Source organism: Trinickia sp. EG282A, assembly GCF_040965455.1.
GTDB lineage: Bacteria > Pseudomonadota > Gammaproteobacteria > Burkholderiales > Burkholderiaceae > Trinickia > Trinickia symbiotica.
In genome coordinates, this window is record NZ_JBFRCC010000003.1 from 1,002,637 (window position 1) to 1,020,105 (window position 17,469).

Here is a 17,469-nt window from a genome sequence, read left to right on the forward strand (position 1 = left end):
GTTTTGACAGAAAAAACCATGATGGCCTGAAACGTGCTTGCCAGACAATTTAGCCGCTTTCGATGAAACGATTTCCGACTGCGCATGGCGCCCCGATTCCGGTGCCGTCCGGTCTTCAATGCTTGCCTCCGTCATGCCACATGCTCTGATTGTCGAAGACGATCCCAACAGCCTGTCCGGCTTATCGGCGATCGTCGCAGCCGACGGGTTTTCCGTCGACACGGCCATTTCGCTCGCGGAAGCGCGAGCGGCGTTGAGCCGTTTCATTCCCGACGTCGTGCTGATCGACCTGAACCTGCCTGACGGCAGCGGTCTGGACCTGCTCTCGCATTTGCCGGCGCAGCCGGACGGCGTGCTGCCCGTCATCGTCATGACAGGCAATGCGACCGTCGAGAGCGCCATCGAAGGTCTGCGCCACGGCATTTGGGACTACCTGCTGAAGCCCGTCAACATACCGCGCCTGCGCAGCCTGCTCGCTCGCATCCCGCGCCCCTACGAGTTGACGGAGGAGGTGCAGATGCTGCGCACGAAGCTGCGGCGGCTCGGGCGCTTCGGGCCGATGATCGGGCGCAGCGACGCGATCCAGCACGTCTACGATACGATCGAGCGCCTGGCGCCGACCGAGACGGCCGTGCTGATCTGCGGCGAGGCCGGCACGGGCAAGGAAGTGGCGGCACGCACGCTGCACGAGATGAGCCGGCGGCGCAAGGGCCCGTTCGTCGTCTTCGATTGCCACACTTACGCCCGCGAGCCCAGCGGCGAGCGCGGGCTCGACAGCCTGCTGTTCGGCCAGGAGCCCGGTTTGGGAGCAAGCGCGGAGCGGCGCGAGCCGGGCCTTTTCGAGCAGGCAAGCGGCGGCACGCTCTTGCTCGACGAGATCGCGGAGCTGCCGCTTGCGCAGCAAGAGGCGTTGTCGAAGGCGCTCGATTCGCAGACCTACATGCGCGTGGGCGGAACGAGTCAGGTGAGCGTCGATTGCCGGATCGTGACGACGATGCGCAAGTCTCCGCGCGAGGCCGTGACCGACGGCGCGTTGCGGGAGGACCTATGGCTGCGGCTCGACGCCGCCTCGATCGTGCTGCCGCCGTTGCGCGAGCGCGACGACGATGCGGTGTTGCTCGCCGAAGCGCTCGTCGACGACCTCAATCGCGACGTCAATGCGAGCGGCCTCGCCCATGTGCACAAGCGGATCGGCCCGAATCTGATACGCGAGTGCCTGACCTACGACTGGCCCGGCAACGTTCGTGAGCTGCACGAGCGCGTCCGCCGCGCCTACAACATCTCCGACGAGATCGTCGACACGCTGCGCGCCGACGAGACGACGACGGTCGGCGGCCGGCGCCTGAACGGCGGCAGCGTGCAGGTGACGGTCGGCACGCCGCTGTCGGACGTCGAGGACCTCCTGATCCGGGCGACGCTCGACGCCGTCGGCGGCACGCGCCACCGGGCCGCTACGTTGCTCGGCATCAGTCCAAAGACGCTCTACAACAAGCTGCAGCGAATGAAGATGTCGTGATCGCGCAGAGGTCCGGCTAACCGAACGCGCGCCGCAAAAGCGCCTGCGCCTCCTGATAGTCGGCGTGCGCGACGAGCTTGTGCCAAGCCGGCGCCTTGCCGCGGCCGCGCAAGCGCTGAAGGCGCCGCGCCGATTCTTTCGAGGGCGTGTATCGCAACTGTTCGAGCACGATCTCGGCGGCGCTCGGCTGATTGCAGATGAGCACCATATCGCAGCCGGCCTCCAGCGCCGCGCCGGCGGCTTCCGTCAGCGTGCCGCCCGCGCGCGCGGCCTCCATCGAAAGGTCGTCGCTGAAGATCGCCCCGGTAAAGCGCAGCCGTTCGCGCAGAATCCGCTGCAGCCAGATCCGTGAAAATCCGGCCGGCTTGTCGTCGACCTGCGAGTAGATGACATGGGCGGGAATGATCGAGGCGAGCGTCATGCCGAGCCAGTCGTAAGGCGCCATGTCCTCGCGCAGGATCGCCTCGAGCGGACGATCGTCGACAGGCAATGCGACATGCGAATCGGCCGCCGCGAACCCGTGCCCCGGAAAGTGCTTGCCGCAGTTGCTCATGCCCGCGAGCGCGAGGCCGTGGCTGAGGCTCTTCGCCAGCAGCGTCACGACGCGAGCGTCGCGATGAAACGCGCGGTCGCCGATCACCTGTGATTGCCCGTAGTCCAGATCGAGCACGGGCGTGAAGCTCATGTCGATGCCGCAAGCGCGCAGTTCGGCGGCCAGAATGAAGCCCGTCGCCGTCGCCACCTTCGTCGCGAACAGGACATCCTTGTCCCATAGCTCGCCCAGGCGGCGCATGGCCGGCAATACCGTGAAACCGTCCGTGCGAAATCGCTGCACGCGTCCGCCCTCGTGATCGACGGCGATCACGAGATCGTCTCGCACATCGCGAATCTCGTCGGTCAGCGCCACCAGTTGCGCCCGGTTTTCGAAGTGGCGTGCGAAGAGAATCACGCCGCCTGCCAGCGGATGCGCCAGGCGCCGCCTGTCGTTGTCGTTGAGCGACGTCCCTTCGACGTCGAGCATGACCGGTCCCAAAGTATTTTTCATTGCTCCGTCGGGAGATTGTTCCAGGGGGTGTCCGTCTCGGCGATGACGAACGAGACGGCGTAATCGCGCTCGTCGCTGACCGTGACTTGGGCGCGGATGCCGCGCGCGGCCAGCCATTCCGCGAGCTCGCCCGATGCGACGATCATGGGCTTGCCGCTCGGCTCGTTCAATGTTTGCAACGCTCGCCACGTCATCGGCCAGTGCATTCCGAGGCCGATCGCCTTCGAAAACGCCTCTTTCGCCGAAAAACGCGTCGCGAGATAAGCGAGACCGCGCGCCTCGGAGCGCGCCCGGCGCGCGTGATAGACGCGCAGTTCGTCGGGGCCGAGCACCTTCTCGGCGAAGCGCCCGCCCGTGCGCTCCATGACACCCTTGACGCGGCTCACCTGAACGACGTCGGTGCCGATGCCGTAGATTCCCATACGCGCGGCTCAGTGCATGGCGGCGAGCCGCGCCGCAACCATGATCGCCTTCATCTCGCGCACGGCGCTCTCCCATCCCGTGAAAATCGCCTGCGCCACGATCGCATGGCCGATGTTGAGCTCTTCTATGCCTTCGATCGCGGCGATCTGCTGCACGTTCGTGTAATGAAGCCCGTGACCCGCGTTGACTTTCAAGCCCAGCGAGTTGCCAAGCTCGACGCCGCGTACGATCCGCTCATACTCGCCGCGCTGCTCGCTTTCATCGTGCGCATCGGCATAGCGGCCCGTGTGAAGCTCGATGACGGGCGCGCCGGCCTCGTGCGCGGCGCGGATCTGCGCCTCGTCGGCATCGATGAAGAGGGATACGCGCGAGCCCGCATCGGCAAGCTGGCGGCAGGCCGCGCGCACGGCTTCGAAGCGGCCGGCCACGTCGAGCCCGCCTTCGGTCGTCAGCTCCGCGCGCTTCTCGGGCACCAGGCAAACGTCGTGCGGACGGACGTCGCAGGCGATGTCGAGCATCTCCTGCGTGACGGCGCATTCGAGGTTCATGCGCGTCTTCAACCGCGGCCGCAGCGCGCGCACGTCGGTATCGACGATATGCCGGCGGTCTTCGCGCAAATGGAGCGTGATCGCATCGGCGCCCGCGTCTTCGGCGGCGAGCGCGGCGCGGATCGGATCCGGGTAGGTCGTTCCACGCGCGTTGCGCAGCGTGGCGACATGGTCGATGTTCACGCCGAGATGGATGACCTCGGGAGACGTCAGAAAGAAGCTCATAGATTTTGCAAGTCGATCAGAATCTGACGCGTCGCAAGCGGCGCGCCGCCCAGATAGATATTGAGCAAAAAGCGCATCAGCGTCTTGCTTTGCGCGACCGTCTGCGCACGATGGTAATCGTCGTTCTCCATATCGAGCAATGTCTGGCCCGATACGACGGGCCAATGGCGCGGAAAATCGTCCGATGCCTCGCGCACGCCGCGCTCGGGGTCGAACACGTAGCGCCCGTGCGCGATCACGGCCTTGCGCGCCGCCGTGCGATCGAGCGACATCGCATAACCGGTCTCGCGCAGCAGCACGCGCTCGAACGAACGCAGCACCTGCACGGCCGGCTCGTCATGCCCCAGACGCGTGAGCGTGACGACATAGTGGTGAAAGAGTTGCGGATGCGGATCCTCCCGCGCGCAAAACTTGACGAGCAATTCGTTGACGTAAAAGCCGCAGAGCAGCGCATCGCCCGAAAGCGGCAGCATGCCGCCGACCCACTCCGCTCCCGTCAGCGTGCGCATCTCCGACTTGCCTGACCATGCGATCGAAAGCGGCTGAAACGTCTGCAGCACGCCGCGCAATGCCGAATGAGGACGCTTCGCGCCCTTCGCGACGAGCGCGAGCCGCCCATGGTCGCGCGTCAAGATGTCGACGATGAGGCTCGTCTCGCGGTACGGATAGCTGTGCAGGACGAAGGCCGGCTGCCCGGTGACGCGATGTTCCGATGCGCGAGCGGACGAGCGCCGCTCCCCGTTCGCGCGCCGGGCACCCTTGCGCGGCTCGGGCTCGGCCGGCGTTAGCGCCGCTCGTCCCGTATCGCGATCGGTGTCGCGGCTGTCGCCGCCGTCACCGCCTTCGCCGCCTTCGACAGTCATGCAGATGTCATTCGTATCCATAGGCGCGCAGCCCGGCCTCGTTGTCGGCCCATCCGCTCTTGACCTTCACGAACGTCTCCAGGTAGACGGGGCCGCCGAAGAGCTTCTCCATGTCGAGGCGCGCCTCCGTGCTGATCTGCTTCAGCTTCGCCCCTTTCTGACCGATGATCATCGCTTTGTGCGAGTCGCGATCGACGAGGATCGTCGCGAAGACGCGGCGCAGGCGGCCTTCCTCCTCGAACTTGTCGATGAGCACGGTGCTCGTATAGGGCAGCTCGTCGCCCGTCCAACGGAAGACCTTCTCGCGCAGGATCTCGGCGGCGAGAAAGCGCTCGCTGCGATCGGTGAGGTCGTCCTCGCCATAGATCGGGTCACCCTCGGGCAGATACGGCTTGATCGTCGCCAAAAGCCGCTCGATATCGCCGTGCTGCTTGGCCGAAAGCGGCACGATTTCCTTGAACTCGCGCAGTTCGCTCGTGGCCTTGAGAAAAGGAAAGAGCGTCGTCTTGTCGGCGATGCGGTCGAGCTTGTTGGCGACGAGCAGCGTCGGCGCCGATGGCGGAATCAGGTCGAGCACCTTCTGATCGTCGGCACCGAACCGGCCTGCTTCGATGACGAACAGCACCGCGTCGACCGACGTCAGCGTAGACGTGACGGCACGGTTCAACGATCGGTTCAACGCACCGCTATGCTGCGTCTGAAAGCCGGGCGTATCGACGAAGACGTACTGGGCGTCGTCGAATGTATGGATACCGGTGATCCGGTGACGTGTCGTCTGCGCCTTGCGCGACGTAATGCTGATTTTCTGGCCGACGAGCGCGTTCATCAGCGTCGACTTGCCGACATTCGGGCGGCCGACGATCGCAACCGTGCCGCAACGAAAACCTGAAGTAGTGGAGGCGTTCATGCTGTTCTAGTGCCGGTATGAGCAAAGGCTCCCGCTTCGCTTGTCGCGTGGCGAAGGCCCGTATCGCTCAAGAATGGTCTGGTTCGGCTGCCCGGAGCCGGGCCGCGCCCGCGATATCGGAGACAAGTTCGGCATCGCCGCCCGATGCGCGCTTGCCGCCGCCTTCAGTTTCGTGCTGCGAGGATGGCGACGCGTCCGGCTTGCCTCCTGCGGCGTCCGGTTTGGCCGTTGCGGCGTCCGGTTTGGCCGCTGCGATTTCCGGTTTGGCCGTTGCGGTTTCCGCCTTTGCCGCTGCGGTTTCCGGTTTGGCCATTGCAGTTTCCGCCTTTACCGCTGCGGTTTCCGGTTTGGCCGTCGCCTCGCCTTTGCCGCCACCTTCCGCTTTTTGGGGCGGCGCCGATTCCGACTTGCCGGCCACGGCCTCCGCCTTTGCCGCTGCTTCGCTCTTGCCAGGGCCTTCGGCCTTTTGCGGCGCCGGCGATTCTAGCCTGGCGCCTGCTTCGACCTTCCCAGCCGGCGCATCGGCCCGCGGCGCCGGCTTATGCTCGATGTGAGCGGCCCGAATCATCGCGGGAGGCGGCGCGGGCATCGCCCGGTCCGCAGCCTCCGGCTGCGCCGCTTTTGCTTCCGCGCTTGTGCGCGCGGCCTTGTCGGCATCGCCGCGCGAACCCTTGTCTTTCTCAAGCTTGCCGCGATCGGGCGCGCGCAAATCGAGCGCCGCCTGCACACCCTTGACGCCTGGCACGATGTCGGGTTCACCCTGCTTCGCAGCGCGCGAACCGCGCGAACGCTTCCCTTTGACCTCCATCGCCGGCGCCAGCGCCATCACCTCCTCGAGCGCCTTCTTCGCTGCGGCCTGCTCGGCTGCCCGGCGGCTCGCCCCCGACCCCGACACCTTCACGTCGAGCTTCGGCACCGTGCATTCGACTTCGAACTGTTGATTGTGCGCGGCACCATGCGTGGCAACGACGGTGTACGTCGGCAGCGCGATCTTGTGGCCTTGCAAGTACTCCTGCAGCAGCGTCTTCGAGTCCTTGCCGAGCGTACGAGGATCGATGTGATCGAGAATCGGCACGTAAAGGCGCTTGATGACGGTCTGGGCGGCCTCGAAACCGCCGTCGAGGAAGATCGCGCCGAGGATCGCCTCGAAGGCGTCGGCGAGAATCGACGGGCGCCTGAACCCCCCGCTGCGGAGCTCGCCCTCCCCGAGGCGAAGGCCTTCCGCAATATTGAGGGCCTGAGCAATCTCGTACAGCGACTGCTGCTTGACGAGGTTCGCGCGCACGCGCGACAGGTCGCCCTCGTCGAGTTTGCCGAATCGCTGGAACAATAGGGCCGCCACCGCGCAATTTAGAACGGAATCGCCCAAAAATTCGAGCCGTTCATTGTGCGAGGCACTGTGACTGCGGTGAGTGAGGGCCTGGCGCAACAATTCCGCATTGCGAAATTCGTAGCGCAACCGGCTTTCCAGCGGAGATAGCGGCATGTGCAGAGTATAACGCGCGCCTTTCGCCTACCGTCTTGGCGGGCTTGGGACGCGAAAAAAGCGGATCGGGGCCGCCTGAGGCCCCGAATGGCGGACAACGAAAGCGCAATGCGTCGAGCCGACGCCGCTTCGCGTGCGCCTGGCGCTACTCGAAGGAGCCGATGCGCTTGAGATTGCTGAAGTTCATCCAGATGAAGAACGCGCGTCCCACGATGTTCGCATCGGGCACGAAGCCCCAATAGCGACTGTCGGCGCTGTTGTCGCGGTTATCGCCCATCATGAAATAGTTGCCCGGCGGCACTTTGCAGACGACACCGCGGTTGTTGTACGAGCAGTTGTCGCGATACGGATAATCTTCGGCGCCGATGATGAAGGGCGGCACGGCGGGATTGTTCAGGATGGCGTTCTTGCGGTCGCCGAGGTCTTCCTCGAACTGCTTCGCATAACCGACGCGCTCTTCGTCGAAGTAATCGGACAGCGGCGTCTCGGGCACCGGCTTGCCGTTGATCGTGAGCTTCTTGTCTTCGTACGCAACGACGTCGCCGGGCAAGCCGATCACGCGCTTGATGTAGTCGACCGATTCATCCTTCGGATACCGAAACACGACGACGTCGCCGCGCTTCAACGGCTCGCCCTGCGTGATCTTCGTATTCGTGATCGGCAGCCGAAGCCCGTATTCGAACTTGTTGACGAGGATGAAATCGCCGACGAGCAGCGTCGGCACCATCGAGCCCGACGGAATCTTGAACGGCTCGACGACGAACGAGCGCACGAGGAAGACGATGAGAATCACCGGGAAAAAACTCGCCGTATATTCGAGCCACCACGGCTGGCGCAGCTTCTCGTCACGCAGGCGGGCGCGCGTGACGGGAGCGTTCTCATCGGCGAAGCGCTCGCCGACGCGCGCCTGCTGCCGATCGAACTCCACGACGGCGGCTTCAGCGGCTTGACGCCGCTGCGGCAAGAAAACGAGTTTGTCCGCGATCCATGCAAAGCCCGTCAAAACGACGAGCACGAAAAGAATCAACGCGAAGTTCATGTAGTCAGGTCCTTCGTTATTTGTCTTCGACGCGCAAGATTGCGAGGAAAGCCTCCTGCGGAATCTCGACGGATCCGACCTGCTTCATTCGCTTCTTGCCTTCTTTTTGCTTTTCCAGCAGCTTCTTCTTGCGTGTGATGTCGCCGCCATAACACTTCGCAAGCACGTTCTTGCGCAGCGCCTTGATGTTCTCACGCGCGATGATGTGCGCGCCGATGGCCGCCTGAATCGCGACATCGTACATCTGGCGCGGAATGATCTCGCGCATCTTCGCGGCCACCTCGCGCCCGCGATACTGTGATTGGGAGCGGTGGACGATGACCGATAACGCATCGACCTTGTCGCCGTTGATCAGCATGTCGACCTTGACGACGTCCGAAGCGCGGTACTCCTTGAACTCGTAGTCCATCGACGCATAGCCGCGCGATACCGACTTTAGCCGATCGAAGAAGTCGAGCACGATCTCGGCCATCGGGATTTCGTAGGTGAGCTGCACCTGGCGGCCGTGGTACTGCATGTTGATCTGCGAGCCGCGCTTTTGCGTGCAAAGCGTGATGACCGAGCCGACGTAGTCCTGCGGCATGTACAGGTTCACGGTCACGATCGGCTCGCGAATTTCCTCGGTCTTCGACGGATCGGGCATCTTGGCCGGATTCTCGACCATGATCGTGGTGCCGTCGTTCAGCGCGACCTCGTAGACGACGGTCGGCGCCGTCGTGATGAGGTCCATGTCGAACTCGCGTTCGAGCCGCTCTTGCACGATTTCCATATGCAGGAGCCCGAGGAACCCGCAGCGGAAGCCGAAGCCGAGCGCTTGCGAGACTTCCGGCTCGTACTGCAGCGAAGCGTCGTTGAGTTTGAGCTTCTCGAGCGACTCGCGCAGCGCGTCGTATTGGTTAGCTTCAACGGGGTAAAGCCCCGCGAACACCTGCGGCTTGACTTCCTTGAAGCCGGGCAGCGGCTCGTCGGCGGGCCGATTGGCGAGCGTCACCGTATCGCCGACCTTCGCCGCCGTGAGTTCCTTGATCCCCGCGATGATGAAGCCGACCTGCCCGGCAGAAAGCTCGTCGAGGTTCTTCGATTTCGGCGTGAAGACGCCGATATGCTCGACGCCGTATTGCGCGCCTGTCGCCATGAGCCGGATCTTGTCTTTCGGCCGCAGCGTGCCGTTGACGATGCGCACGAGCATGACGACGCCGACGTAGTTGTCGAACCACGAATCGATGATGAGCGCCTGCAGCGGCGCTTGCGGGTCACCCTTCGGCGGCGGCACCTTCGCGATGAGCGCCTCGAGCACGTCTTCGACGCCGAGACCGGTCTTCGCGCTGCAGCGTACCGCATCGGCCGCATCGATCCCGATGACGTCCTCGATCTCGGCGATCGCGTTCTCGGGATTGGCCGCGGGAAGGTCGATCTTGTTGAGCACGGGCACGACTTCGACGCCGAGCTCGATCGCCGTATAGCAATTGGCGACCGTCTGCGCCTCGACGCCCTGGCTCGCATCGACGACGAGCAGCGCGCCTTCGCAAGCCGACAGCGAGCGGCTCACCTCGTAGGAGAAATCGACGTGTCCCGGCGTATCGATCAGGTTGAGGTTGTAGAGCTCGCCGTCGCGCGCGCGATAGCTGAGCGCCGCGGTCTGCGCCTTGATCGTGATGCCGCGCTCGCGTTCGAGATCCATCGAATCGAGCACCTGCGATTCCATTTCGCGGTCGGACAAGCCGCCGCAAATCTGAATGATGCGATCGGCGAGCGTCGACTTGCCGTGGTCGATATGGGCAATGATCGAGAAGTTGCGAATATGATTCATTCAGTGCGTGAGGCAGGCCGTGCCGATCGAAGCGAAAAAGGCGCGCTCGGAGAACTGCTGAGCACGCCTCGGGAGTACTGAAAAACGGCCTATTTTACCCGAAATGACGGGCTCGACGGCGCATTGCGGCGGGTATTGCACAGGCCCGTCGTCAGACGTCCATGCGCCGAGCCGCCAGCGCGGCACGCACGCGCCCGGCGTCGAGCCTGTAACGGGAAAGCTCGATGCCGTCCAAGACCAGGACCGGCACGAGTTCGTCATAGCGGGCGACGAGCGCCGGGTCGGCATCGACGTCGATCACCTCGACATTCGCTCCGAACTCGGCGGCCAGCGGGACAAGCGCGGCCCGCATCTCTTCGCACAAGTGGCACCACGCGCGGCTATAGAGCGCGAGCGTCGGCGCGAACGGCGTCGGCACGCGCGAGCTCGGCGTCATTTCTGCGCCATCGCCACACGCGGGCGCATGGGTACGAACTGCGTGTTCTCGCCGCGCCGAACGAGCACGGCCACGGTTTTCTGCGGGTCGAGGTGCGCGACGGCTTGCTGGAAATCCTTCGCGCTGCCGATGTCGGTATCGCCGATGCGCAGAATGATGTCGCCCTTTTGCAGGCCGACGCGCGCAGCGGGCCCCTCCACCGTCTCGACTTGCACGCCGCCCTTCAGCTTCAACGATTTGCGCTGATCGGCCGGGATGTCGCTGACCGTCACCCCTAGCGGATTGCGCGGCTGCGGTTTCGCCGACGGCGCTTCATGGTCGCCCGTCTTCGTCGTCTTTTCCGACGGTGTCTCCACGACGGTGATCGGCAAGTCCATCGACTGCCCCTTGCGCCAGACCGTCACCGTCGTCCGCGTGCCGGGCTTCGTGTCGCCGACCATGCGCGGCAGATCGGTATCGGTATCGACGGGCGCGCCGTTGAACTTGAGGATGATGTCTCCGGGCTGCACGCCGGCCTTGTCGGCGGGACCGCCCGGCTCGACATTGCTGACGAGCGCGCCTTCGGCTTTTGGCAGCCCCAGCGAATCGGCGACGTCCTTCGTCACCTGCCCGATCGCGACAGCGATGCGGCCTCGCACGACGCGCCCCGTCGCCTTGAGCTGATCGGCCACGCGCATGGCCTCGTCGATCGGAATCGCGAACGAAATGCCCATGAATCCGCCCGTGCGGCTATAGATCTGGGAGTTGATGCCAATCACCTGCCCTTGCATGTCGATGAGCGGCCCGCCCGAATTGCCCGGGTTCACCGCCACGTCGGTCTGGATGAACGGCAGATAGTCGCCCGTATCGCGCCCCTTCGCGCTGACGATGCCGGCCGTCACCGTATTGTCGAGGCCGAATGGCGAACCGATCGCCACGACCCACTCGCCGACGCGCACCTTGTTCGAATCGCCGATCGTGACCGTGGGCAGATTCGCGGCATTGATCTTGACGATCGCCACGTCGGTGCGGTCGTCCGAGCCGATCAGCTTCGCCTTGAACTCGCGCTTGTCGGTCAGCGTGACATAGATCGTGTCCGCATCGTCGACCACATGGGCGTTCGTCATCACGTAGCCGTCCTGCGACACGATGAAGCCGGAACCGACCCCGGCATTCTGCTCGGAGTCGCTGTCGGGCCCGTCCTGGTTGCCGCCGTTGCCGCCGTCGTTCTGGCCGCCGCGCGGCGTGTTCTGCCCGTTTTGGCCGTTGCCGTTTTGGCCGTTCGGCGCCTGCGGCAGCGGAATGCCGAAAAAGCGCCGGAAGAACTCCGACATGTCGCCTTCGTCCGTGCCCGGCGGAAGCGCGCGCTGCGGGCCCGCGCTCGAAACATGCGCCGTCGTCCGAATGTTGACGACGGCCGGCCCGACTTTATCGACGAGGTCGGTGAAATCGGGCAGGCTGGCGGCCGGCATGGCGGCGGCGAGCTCGGGCATGAAAGGCAGGCAAGCCAGCAGCGCGGCGGCCGCGAAGAATTTGCGCACCGAGTGATTCATAAGGGGGATTGGACCGAAATCGTTGACCGAAAGGCTGCCGCCACGCCGCCGATGCTTCGAATCACGCAAAAGGACCCGAAGCGCTCGAACGGCTGAATACTCAAAGGGATCGAAAGCTTATTTCGCAGCCTTGTATTTTATGGCAGAGGCGAATAGTTGCAGTGTGCCTTGAGGAACCTCGCCAAGCAAGGTGATCCAATAATCGCCGTGCCGCGTCACGAGCACGTGCGTCGCGCCGCTCGCGCCCGCGCCTTCCTTGCGTGAATTTTTTTCGGTGGGCTCGACGAAGACGGAAACGGTCGAGAGCCCGTCGGAAAAGACGGCCTGATCGACGGGAATCGGCGGATCGCCCGCATCGCGGGCTGCCATGGGCCGCCGCACCTCGCGAATCTTGCGAAAACCCGGCACGTCGGGATTGAGCGACCAGCCCTGGGCTTCCATGTCGACGGGCTCGACGGGCGGATGCACAAGCGTCCAGCCGGCCGTGTTGCGAATCCCGGCCGCGATAGGCGCCTTTTGGGCCGGCACGCCGATCCGCAATTGGGTGAACGAGATCTGCTCGAGCACCTGGCCGCTTGCGTCCAGCGTCTGCGCGCGCAGCAAAAGCCCCGTCTTCGAATCGGTCCACAGCTTGTACGAGAAACGATACGCATCCTTCGGATCGAGCTCGATCACCTGCGCGTCGATGCCGGCCACGCGATCGGGAGGCAGCATCTTCGAATCGTAGACGGCAAGGACGTCGCGCCCGCTTTCGCTCAAGAGCGCGGGGAACGCGTCGCGGTTCTGCCGCTTCTCGACGACGCAAAGATGGCGCTCGGGCACGAACGTGAAGAGGTCGTCATCGTGCCTCAACAGCTTGCGCGGCTTGCCGTCGAGCGTTTCGAGCGCTTCGTACTCGCTGCCGTGGACCGCGTAATGGGAGATCCGCGAAGATTGAACGAACGTGCCGCGCTGATAGACGAACACGCCCTCGTAGTTCTCCTGCTGCGCGGCGCGCGGAATCCGATCGAGCCGGTTCGCGGCCTCGGCCGACGAATCGGCGGTACCACCCGCCTGAGCAAACGCCTGCGGCGCAACTGACAGCAACGCGGCCACGAAGATCAGCCAGAGCGGCAGCCGACTCTTTGCGGCGATGCGCCTAACCCCCGATATCGGCATCAGCTTATTGGCCTTGCGAAGTCAGCGCGGCCGCGCGGATGAACGGTGCGGAGCCCGGCACCACGGGTTGCTGAGCGAACTGCTGATGTGCTTCGAGGTACTCGTCGAGCCGGGCGTCGCGAATGATGTTGAGCTCGCCGGCATTCGACGAATCGCGGCCACCGGCCATCGCGACCGTTTGCACCGGATCATGCCGGGCCTGAACGGCCGCCGTTTGCAGCGCCGCCTGCTGCCCGCCGGCATGCTGGACTTGCGGAACGACGATCCACGTCAGCACGGCCGCGGCAGCGGCAGCCGCGAGACTCGGCGCGAACCGCCGGCCGACTAACGAGAGGCCGCGACCGTCGCGGCGCGGGGCCGGTGCCGCTGAAGAAGCCGGCGCAAGCACGTGCGGCTCCGCTTCGAGCCGCGCGGCGAACCCGCGCAGGAATGCGCTGCTCGCCGCGGGATGAACCGCCAGATCATCCGAGCGCAACGCGTCGCCGATCAGGTGGTAGTCGGACCAGGCGGCCCGATCGGCGCCGCTCAACCCCGAAAGGACGGCATCGGCTTGTTCCGCTCCATCGAACCACTCGCCGTCTACAAAGGCGGATAAACGCTCGCCTCGCGAGCCCTGCGTAACCTTCGATACCGACCCCATGACGCTCCCCAATTCTTGCAAACACCCGTAATCAAACCGCTCCGCGCGCCCGTCCAGCACCGCCCGTAGCCCGTCGCACCCGCGGGGCGCACCCCTGGCCGCTAGCAGCAGCCGCTACCAGCGCTTGCCCTCCGGCGTATCGAGCAACGGACGCAATTTTGCCGCAATTGCCTCGCGCGCGCGAAAAATGCGAGACCGCACGGTGCCGATCGGGCACCCCATCATCTCGGCGATTTCCTCGTAGCTGAGGCCTTCGATTTCCCGAAGCGTAATGGCGACGCGCAGCTCTTCAGGCAGCAACGCCATCGCGGCATTGACCGTCTGGGCAATCTGCTTGCTCATCAACACAGACTCGGGCGTGTTGATATCCCTTAGTTGATCGGCGTCCGAGAAAGTTTCAGCTTCCTCGGCATCGGCCTCCGTCGAGGTCGGGGCTCGACGGCTCTGCGTGGCCAGATAGTTCTTGGCCGTGTTGACTGCAATCCGGTACAGCCACGTGTAGAACGCCGACTCGCCGCGAAACTGCGGCAGTGCGCGATACGCCTTGATGAACGCATCCTGAGCGACATCCTCGACCTCCGCCGGGTCGCGCACGAGGCGCGAGATCAGCCGGATGATCTTCCGATGGTACTTGGAGACCAGGAGCTCGAACGCGGCTTTATCGCCTTTTTGCACGCGTTCGACCAGTAGCTGGTCAATCTCTTTTTCGCTCACCTGATGGTCCGTTTACTTTTGGGGGGCGCGTTGCGGACCGCTATTGTAGCGCCCCCTTCAACGCCTGACGCCGGATGGGCTGTAACGTTGGTTACCGTCGTTACATCGCCGCATGCCTCGCCCGCACGGCCAGTTCGCGAAAGGCTTCGGCGGGGAGCGCATCGGCCGCGACGAGAAGCCTCGACAGGCGCGCCCCGCCATGCGGCATGACAGCGATGACGAGGAGCAGGCTCGCCCATTGGGCGCAGCCGACGATGCGGCCCCGCACGAGCAAGCGCCCCGAGCGGTCATAGGCCGCGATGCCGTCGGGCTCGAGTGAAAGCGCCGCGGGTTGCCGGCGCTCATGAGCCAACGCGGCAAGCGAGAGCGCACCGAAGGTGGCCGCGGCGAGCGCGAAGGCAGCCATGTCGCCGCCATGCGGCATGACGACGCTCCGAACCGCGAGCGCCGCGAGCAGCGTGAAAACGAAGAGGCTCGCCCGAACGGCCACCGAGCGCGACAGCGCGATGCCTTGCGGCACGCGCTGCGCCCAGGAACGTTCGGGTCCGCCAGGCAAGCGACTCAGATGCGCTTGAAAACGAGCGTCCCGTTCGTGCCGCCGAACCCGAACGAGTTCTTCAGCGCGACGTCGATCTTCATTTCCCGCGCGCTGTTGGCGCAGTAGTCGAGATCGCATTCGGGATCCTGCTCGAAGATGTTGATCGTCGGCGGCGAAACCTGATGGTGGACGGCGAGCACCGTGAACACCGACTCGAGCCCGCCCGAGCCGCCGAGCAGATGGCCCGTCATCGACTTTGTCGAATTGACGACGACGCGCTTCGCCTGCTCGCCGAGCGCGCGCTTGATGCCGATCGTCTCGGCGAGATCGCCGAGCGGCGTCGACGTGCCATGCGCGTTGACATAGTTCACTTCGTCGGCATTGATGCCCGCGTTGCGCAACGCCGCCTGCATGCAGCGGCGCGCACCGTCGCCATCCTCGAGCGGCGCCGTCATATGGTAAGCGTCGGCGCTCATGCCATAGCCGGCGATCTCCGCGTAGATCTTCGCGCCGCGCGCCTTCGCGTGCTCGTACTCCTCGAGCACCATGACGCCCGCGCCCTCGCCGAGCACGAAGCCATCGCGGCCCGTGTCCCACGGGCGGCTCGCCGTTGCGGGGTCGTCATTGCGCTGCGAGAGCGCGCGCGCCGCCGCGAACCCGCCGATGCCGAGCGGGGAGACCGTCGACTCGGCACCGCCCGCGACCATCACGTCGGCATCGCCGTACTCGATGAGCCGCGACGCTTCGCCGATGCAGTGCAGACCCGTCGTGCAGGCCGTCACGATCGCGAGATTCGGCCCCTTCAGACCGTACATCATCGACAGATGACCGGAGATCATGTTGATGATCGAGGCGGGCACGAAAAACGGGGAAATCCGCCGGGGGCCGCGGTTGTGCAGCTCCATTTGCGTGGCTTCGATCATCGGCAGGCCGCCGATGCCCGAGCCGACCACGACGCCGATGCGCTCCGCATCCGCTTCAGTCACTTCGAGGCCACTATCCTTGATCGCCTGAATGCCGGCGGCGAGGCCGTAATGGATGAACGTATCCATCTTGCGGGCTTCTTTCGCCTCGAGATAATCCTCGACGTTGAAGCCCTTCACCTCGCCTGCGAAGCGCGTCGAGAAGTTCGTCGCATCGAACTTCGTGATGTTGGCAATGCCGGACTTTCCGGCCACCAGATTGGCCCATCCGTCGGCAACATCATTGCCAACAGGCGAGACGAGCCCCAAGCCTGTAACGACAACACGACGACGGCTCACGGTAACCTCTTTTCCATAGAATGACAAAAGCAAAAGCCACAGCGGCCGCAGGGAACGGCCCTGCATGCCCCGTGGCTATGAATTCAGCATCAGCCCGTACCTGGCATTGGCGTGACGCGCGCTTGACGAGCGCGACGTGGCCAGCTCGAAAACGAGCGAAAGGTCCGACGAGCGTCAGGCCTTGACGTTCGCGCGAGCGTAATCGATCGCTTGCTGAACCGTCGTGATCTTTTCGGCCTCTTCGTCGGGAATTTCCATGCCGAACTCATCTTCGAGCGCCATGACGAGTTCGACGGTGTCGAGCGAGTCCGCACCGAGATCGTTCACGAACGAGGCCTCGTTTTTGATTTCAGCTTCGGCGACGCCCAGTTGTTCCGCGACGATCTTCTTGACGCGCTGTTCGATGTTGTCCATTACCCCTCCGAGGGAAAGTAGTTCAAAAATGCAAGTGCGCGCATTTTATCAGGTTTGGTTCTGCGAAAAAGCACGCGCAAGGTAGGGCAAAACCCGTCGCAACGGCGCTCCCCGCAAGGGGGAAATACGCCAAGGCGCGGATGTTACCCGATTTCGGTTACGACATGAACATGCCGCCGTTGACGTGCAACGTCGTGCCGGTGATATACCCGGCGAACGGCGACGCGAGGAATGCGACGGCATGCGCGATGTCGTCGGGCGAACCGAGCCGGCCGAGCGGAATCTGCGCCTTGAGCGCCGCCTGCTGCTCCTCGGGCAGCACCTTCGTCATGTCGGTGTCGATGAACCCGGGCGCGATACAGTTGACGGTGATGCCGCGGCTGCCGATCTCCCGTGCCAGCGCACGCGTCATGCCCGCGACCCCGGCCTTGGCCGCCGCGTAATTGACCTGTCCCGGATTGCCCGTCGATCCGACGACCGACGTGATGTTGATGATGCGTCCGCCGCGCGCCTTCATCATCGGGCGCAGCACCGCGCGCGAGAGACGGAACACGGCTTTCAGATTCGTATCGACGACGGCATCCCAATCGTCGTCCTTCATCCGCATCGCGAGTTGATCTTGCGTGATGCCGGCATTGTTGACGAGCACGTTGAGCGCGCCGAACTCCTTGATCGTGCTCTCGATGAGCGCTTCGACCGCAGCGCCGTCGTTCACGTCGAGCACCACGCCGCGACCCGCTCCGCCCTGCGCCGCGAGCGCCTCGCCGATGCCTTGCGCACCGGCCTCGCTCGTCGCCGTGCCGATGACGGTCGCGCCTTGGCGCGTGAGCTCGAGCGCGATGGCGCGGCCGATGCCACGTGAAGCGCCTGTCACGAGGGCGACCTGTTTATCGAGAGCTTTTTCCATATCCGT

18 protein-coding genes are annotated in these 17,469 nt (G+C 64.5%); 1 reads left to right on the plus strand and 17 read right to left on the minus strand.

Features of this window, described 5'->3' with window-relative positions:
* Positions 1 to 133: 133 nt before the first annotated feature.
* The gene (locus AB4Y31_RS18970; protein ID WP_368675228.1) at positions 134 to 1,516 is read left to right on the plus strand and encodes a sigma-54-dependent transcriptional regulator; all 1,383 of its coding nucleotides are present in this window, start codon (positions 134 to 136) and stop codon (positions 1,514 to 1,516) included.
* Positions 1,517 to 1,532: 16 nt separating this feature from the next.
* Here AB4Y31_RS18970 and nagZ read toward each other — a convergent pair whose 3' ends face one another.
* The 17 genes from nagZ to fabG all read right to left on the minus strand — a co-directional run bounded on the left by nagZ (position 1,533) and on the right by fabG (position 17,463).
* Complete coding sequence (gene nagZ / locus AB4Y31_RS18975) at positions 1,533 to 2,561, minus strand: beta-N-acetylhexosaminidase (RefSeq protein ID WP_368675229.1); 1,029 nt, start codon at positions 2,559 to 2,561, stop codon at positions 1,533 to 1,535.
* On the minus strand, positions 2,558 to 2,983 hold the full coding sequence (acpS, locus tag AB4Y31_RS18980; protein ID WP_018441592.1) for a holo-ACP synthase: 426 nt from the start codon (positions 2,981 to 2,983) through the stop codon (positions 2,558 to 2,560). The genes nagZ and acpS overlap by 4 nt, the downstream gene beginning before the upstream one ends.
* A gap of 9 nt (positions 2,984 to 2,992) precedes the next feature.
* The gene (gene pdxJ / locus AB4Y31_RS18985; protein WP_018441591.1) at positions 2,993 to 3,757 is read right to left on the minus strand and encodes a pyridoxine 5'-phosphate synthase; all 765 of its coding nucleotides are present in this window, start codon (positions 3,755 to 3,757) and stop codon (positions 2,993 to 2,995) included.
* The gene (gene recO, locus AB4Y31_RS18990) at positions 3,754 to 4,641 is read right to left on the minus strand and encodes a DNA repair protein RecO (protein ID WP_368675230.1); all 888 of its coding nucleotides are present in this window, start codon (positions 4,639 to 4,641) and stop codon (positions 3,754 to 3,756) included. The genes pdxJ and recO overlap by 4 nt, the downstream gene beginning before the upstream one ends.
* On the minus strand, positions 4,628 to 5,527 hold the full coding sequence (era, locus tag AB4Y31_RS18995; RefSeq protein ID WP_107152885.1) for a GTPase Era: 900 nt from the start codon (positions 5,525 to 5,527) through the stop codon (positions 4,628 to 4,630). Before era ends, recO begins: the two co-directional genes overlap by 14 nt.
* A 67-nt stretch (positions 5,528 to 5,594) precedes the next feature.
* Complete coding sequence (gene rnc, locus AB4Y31_RS19000; protein WP_368675231.1) at positions 5,595 to 7,013, minus strand: ribonuclease III; 1,419 nt, start codon at positions 7,011 to 7,013, stop codon at positions 5,595 to 5,597.
* 145 nt (positions 7,014 to 7,158) lie between these two features.
* Positions 7,159 to 8,052 (minus strand): signal peptidase I, encoded by an 894-nt coding sequence (gene lepB / locus AB4Y31_RS19005; protein ID WP_368675232.1) that lies wholly within the window; start codon positions 8,050 to 8,052, stop codon positions 7,159 to 7,161.
* Between the two features lie 16 nt (positions 8,053 to 8,068).
* A complete protein-coding gene (gene lepA, locus AB4Y31_RS19010) occupies positions 8,069 to 9,862 on the minus strand; it encodes a translation elongation factor 4 (RefSeq protein WP_368675233.1) in 1,794 nt (597 codons plus the stop codon).
* Positions 9,863 to 10,013: 151 nt separating this feature from the next.
* Positions 10,014 to 10,298 (minus strand): glutaredoxin family protein, encoded by a 285-nt coding sequence (locus AB4Y31_RS19015; protein ID WP_368675234.1) that lies wholly within the window; start codon positions 10,296 to 10,298, stop codon positions 10,014 to 10,016.
* Positions 10,295 to 11,830 carry a DegQ family serine endoprotease gene (locus AB4Y31_RS19020; protein ID WP_368675235.1) on the minus strand — a complete coding sequence of 512 codons (1,536 nt, stop codon included), beginning with the start codon at positions 11,828 to 11,830 and terminating at the stop codon, positions 10,295 to 10,297. The genes AB4Y31_RS19015 and AB4Y31_RS19020 overlap by 4 nt, the downstream gene beginning before the upstream one ends.
* Positions 11,831 to 11,947: 117 nt before the next feature.
* Positions 11,948 to 12,988, minus strand: a complete 1,041-nt coding sequence (locus AB4Y31_RS19025) for a MucB/RseB C-terminal domain-containing protein (protein WP_368675236.1) — start codon at positions 12,986 to 12,988, stop codon at positions 11,948 to 11,950.
* Positions 12,989 to 12,992: 4 nt separating this feature from the next.
* Positions 12,993 to 13,628: a sigma-E factor negative regulatory protein gene (locus AB4Y31_RS19030; protein ID WP_368675237.1), complete on the minus strand. Its 636-nt coding sequence runs from the start codon at positions 13,626 to 13,628 to the stop codon at positions 12,993 to 12,995.
* Between the two features lie 114 nt (positions 13,629 to 13,742).
* The gene (gene rpoE / locus AB4Y31_RS19035) at positions 13,743 to 14,342 is read right to left on the minus strand and encodes an RNA polymerase sigma factor RpoE (protein ID WP_368675238.1); all 600 of its coding nucleotides are present in this window, start codon (positions 14,340 to 14,342) and stop codon (positions 13,743 to 13,745) included.
* Between the two features lie 100 nt (positions 14,343 to 14,442).
* A complete protein-coding gene (locus AB4Y31_RS19040; RefSeq protein WP_368675239.1) occupies positions 14,443 to 14,862 on the minus strand; it encodes a hypothetical protein in 420 nt (139 codons plus the stop codon).
* A gap of 41 nt (positions 14,863 to 14,903) precedes the next feature.
* A complete protein-coding gene (fabF, locus tag AB4Y31_RS19045) occupies positions 14,904 to 16,142 on the minus strand; it encodes a beta-ketoacyl-ACP synthase II (RefSeq protein WP_368675240.1) in 1,239 nt (412 codons plus the stop codon).
* A gap of 174 nt (positions 16,143 to 16,316) precedes the next feature.
* Positions 16,317 to 16,556 (minus strand): acyl carrier protein, encoded by a 240-nt coding sequence (acpP, locus tag AB4Y31_RS19050; RefSeq protein WP_004197638.1) that lies wholly within the window; start codon positions 16,554 to 16,556, stop codon positions 16,317 to 16,319.
* Between the two features lie 157 nt (positions 16,557 to 16,713).
* Entirely contained in the window at positions 16,714 to 17,463 is a 750-nt protein-coding gene (fabG, locus tag AB4Y31_RS19055; RefSeq protein WP_368675241.1) for a 3-oxoacyl-ACP reductase FabG, read from the minus strand.
* Between the last annotated feature and the right edge of the window lie 6 nt (positions 17,464 to 17,469).

Excerpts from the sequence above, each read along its gene's own strand:
- AB4Y31_RS18970 (WP_368675228.1), top strand. The coding sequence starts at position 134 with ATGCCACATGCTCTGATTGTCGAAGACGATCCCAACAGCCTGTCCGGC.
- nagZ (WP_368675229.1), bottom strand. The coding sequence starts at position 2,561 with ATGAAAAATACTTTGGGACCGGTCATGCTCGACGTCGAAGGGACGTCG.
- acpS (WP_018441592.1), bottom strand. The coding sequence starts at position 2,983 with ATGGGAATCTACGGCATCGGCACCGACGTCGTTCAGGTGAGCCGCGTC.
- pdxJ (WP_018441591.1), bottom strand. The coding sequence starts at position 3,757 with ATGAGCTTCTTTCTGACGTCTCCCGAGGTCATCCATCTCGGCGTGAAC.
- recO (WP_368675230.1), bottom strand. The coding sequence starts at position 4,641 with ATGGATACGAATGACATCTGCATGACTGTCGAAGGCGGCGAAGGCGGT.
- era (WP_107152885.1), bottom strand. The coding sequence starts at position 5,527 with ATGAACGCCTCCACTACTTCAGGTTTTCGTTGCGGCACGGTTGCGATC.
- rnc (WP_368675231.1), bottom strand. The coding sequence starts at position 7,013 with ATGCCGCTATCTCCGCTGGAAAGCCGGTTGCGCTACGAATTTCGCAAT.
- lepB (WP_368675232.1), bottom strand. The coding sequence starts at position 8,052 with ATGAACTTCGCGTTGATTCTTTTCGTGCTCGTCGTTTTGACGGGCTTT.
- lepA (WP_368675233.1), bottom strand. The coding sequence starts at position 9,862 with ATGAATCATATTCGCAACTTCTCGATCATTGCCCATATCGACCACGGC.
- AB4Y31_RS19015 (WP_368675234.1), bottom strand. The coding sequence starts at position 10,298 with ATGACGCCGAGCTCGCGCGTGCCGACGCCGTTCGCGCCGACGCTCGCG.
- AB4Y31_RS19020 (WP_368675235.1), bottom strand. The coding sequence starts at position 11,830 with ATGAATCACTCGGTGCGCAAATTCTTCGCGGCCGCCGCGCTGCTGGCT.
- AB4Y31_RS19025 (WP_368675236.1), bottom strand. The coding sequence starts at position 12,988 with ATGCCGATATCGGGGGTTAGGCGCATCGCCGCAAAGAGTCGGCTGCCG.
- AB4Y31_RS19030 (WP_368675237.1), bottom strand. The coding sequence starts at position 13,628 with ATGGGGTCGGTATCGAAGGTTACGCAGGGCTCGCGAGGCGAGCGTTTA.
- acpP (WP_004197638.1), bottom strand. The coding sequence starts at position 16,556 with ATGGACAACATCGAACAGCGCGTCAAGAAGATCGTCGCGGAACAACTG.
- fabG (WP_368675241.1), bottom strand. The coding sequence starts at position 17,463 with ATGGAAAAAGCTCTCGATAAACAGGTCGCCCTCGTGACAGGCGCTTCA.